1 protein-coding gene and 1 pseudogene are annotated in these 2500 nt (G+C 62.8%); both read left to right on the forward strand.

Going from position 1 to position 2500, the window contains the following annotated elements; genetic code table 11:
- Positions 1–113: 113 nt before the first annotated feature.
- Positions 114–1604, forward strand: a pseudogene (gene istA, locus AXW67_RS10180) (IS21 family transposase); the annotation flags it as partial.
- Positions 1605–1612: 8 nt separating this feature from the next.
- The gene (gene istB, locus AXW67_RS10185; protein WP_063677376.1) at positions 1613–2476 is read left to right on the forward strand and encodes an IS21-like element helper ATPase IstB; all 864 of its coding nucleotides are present in this window, start codon (positions 1613–1615) and stop codon (positions 2474–2476) included.
- Positions 2477–2500: the final 24 nt, after the last annotated feature.

The raw sequence follows: 2500 nt of genomic DNA on the forward strand, positions 1-2500 counted from the left end.
TGTCATTCGGCCTGCAATATTGACCCCCTAAGCTGGGGGATCGGCGTCCAAAATTGACCCCCTAACGTTGGGCTGTTGCGCTGCCTGCTTTGGAATGAAGCAGGTGGTCGGGGATGCTGGTCGTGGAGACGATTGCGCGGATACGGCGCGAGCACTTCATCAAGGGCAAGACGATCAAGGAGATCGCCCGTGACCTGAAGGTGTCGCGGAACACGGTCCGCAAGGTGCTGAGGTCTGGGGAGACCTCCTTCGAGTACGAGCGGCAAGTGCAGCCGCGGCCAAAGCTGGGACGATGGGCAGTAGAGCTTGACGGATTGCTGGCGGCGAACGCGGCCAAACCGGCTCGTGAACAGCTGACGTTGATCCGGATCTTCGAAGAGCTGCGCGGCCGCGGCTACGACGGCGGTTACGATGCGGTGCGGCGTTACGCCAGGCGGTGGAGCAAAGAACGCGGGCAATCGACCGCGGCGGCCTATGTCCCGCTGAGTTTTGCGCCGGGCGAAGCCTACCAGTTCGACTGGAGCCACGAGGTGGTCTTGCTGAGCGGGACCACGGTGATGGTGAAGGCCGCCCATGTCCGGCTCTGTCACAGCCGCATGCTGTTCGTGCGGGCCTATCCGCGCGAGACGCAGGAGATGGTGTTCGACGCCCACGACCGGGCGTTCGCCCTGTTTAAGGGCACCTGCAGTCGCGGCATCTACGACAATATGAAGACCGCGGTGGAGACGATCTTTGTCGGCAAGGATCGCCGCTACAATCGCCGCTTCCTGCAGATGTGCAGCCATTACCTGGTCGATCCGGTCGCCTGCACGCCAGCCTCGGGCTGGGAGAAGGGCCAGGTCGAGAACCAGGTCGGGCTGGTCCGCGAACGCTTCTTCACGCCGCGGCTGCGGTTCAAGAACCTGGACGAGTTAAACGCCTGGCTGCTGGACAAGTGCATCGCCTACGCCAAAGCGCATCGCCATCCGGAGTTGGCCGATCAGACGATCTGGGAAGTGTTCGAAGCCGAGCGTCCTAAGCTCGTCCCCTATGCCGGTCGGTTCGACGGCTTCCATGCGGTGCCGGCGTCGGTCTCGAAGACCTGTCTGGTGCGCTTCGACAACAACAAGTACTTGGTCGCAGCCAGCGCCGTCGGGCGCCCGGTCGAGGTCCAAGCCTATGCCGATCGCATCGTGATCCGTCAGGACGGACGCATCGTTGCCGAGCACCCACGATCCTTCGGACGCGGCGAGACGACCTACGATCCCTGGCACTATGTGCCGGTACTGGCGCGTAAACCCGGCGCCTTGCGCAACGGTGCTCCCTTCAAGGACTGGGTGCTGCCGGCCGCGATCGAGCGGATCCGGCGCAGGCTTGCCAGCACCGACGATGGCAATCGTCAGATGGTCGACATCCTCAATGCGGTGCTGACTGACGGCCTGCCCGCGGTAGAAGCCGCCTGTGCCGAAGCGCTCGGTCACGGCGTCCATTCCGCCGATGTCGTTCTCAACATCCTGGCCCGACAACGTGAACCCGCCCCACCGGCCAACATCATGACGCCGGCTGCATTGACGCTCCGCCATGCGCCGATCGCCGATTGTGCCCGTTACGACAACCTCCGGAGGATCATCTGATGGAACGAACCCAAATCTTCGACCTCATGGGCGAGCTCAAGCTCTACGGCATGAAGGCCGCCTTCGACGAGATCATGGCGACTGCGGTCAAGCGCCAACACGAACCGCAGCGCATCGTCGGCGACCTGCTCAACGCCGAGATCAACGAGAAGCAGGCCCGGTCGATCAAGTACCAGCTCACCATCGCCAAGCTGCCGCTTGCTAAGGACCTCGAGGACTTCCAGTTCGACGGCACGCCGATCAACCGGACGCTCGTCAATGATCTCGCCGGCGGCGGCTTCATCGCCCAGCAACGCAACGTCGTGCTGGTCGGCGGCACAGGCACCGGCAAGACCCATCTGGCCATCGCAATCGCCAGGAGCTGCATCCGATCCGGTGCCCGTGGCCGCTTCTACAATGTGGTCGATCTCGTCAACCGCCTCGAGATTGAGACCCGCAATGGACGGCAGGGCCGGCTTGCTGAGCACTTGACCCGGATGGACTTCATCGTTCTGGACGAACTCGGATATCTGCCCTTTGCCCAGTCCGGCGGTCAGCTTCTGTTCCATCTGATCAGCCGGCTCTACGAGAGAGCTTCCGTCATCGTCACCACCAATCTCGCCTTCGGCGAATGGCCCAGCGTGTTCGGCGACGCCAAGATGACCACTGCGCTGCTCGATCGGTTGACCCATCACTGCGACATCGTCGAGACCGGCAACGACAGTTGGCGATTCAAAAGCCGCGACGACGATCACGCAACCCGCGCTCGTCTCGCCTCCGCAATCCCGGCCAGCTCCGACGAGACGAGCGCTACCAGCAAACCCCGCCGCACAAAGGGGTCAAAATTGGACGCCGATGAGGGGTCAAATTTGAACGCCGATTGACAGCTCCAGTGCTCGTCGTTGATC

This window comes from Bradyrhizobium neotropicale (genome assembly GCF_001641695.1).
GTDB lineage: Bacteria > Pseudomonadota > Alphaproteobacteria > Rhizobiales > Xanthobacteraceae > Bradyrhizobium > Bradyrhizobium neotropicale.

Bases quoted from the DNA above. Each gene is read 5' to 3' on its own strand.
- istB (WP_063677376.1), top strand. From the start codon at position 1,613: ATGGAACGAACCCAAATCTTCGACCTCATGGGCGAGCTCAAGCTCTAC.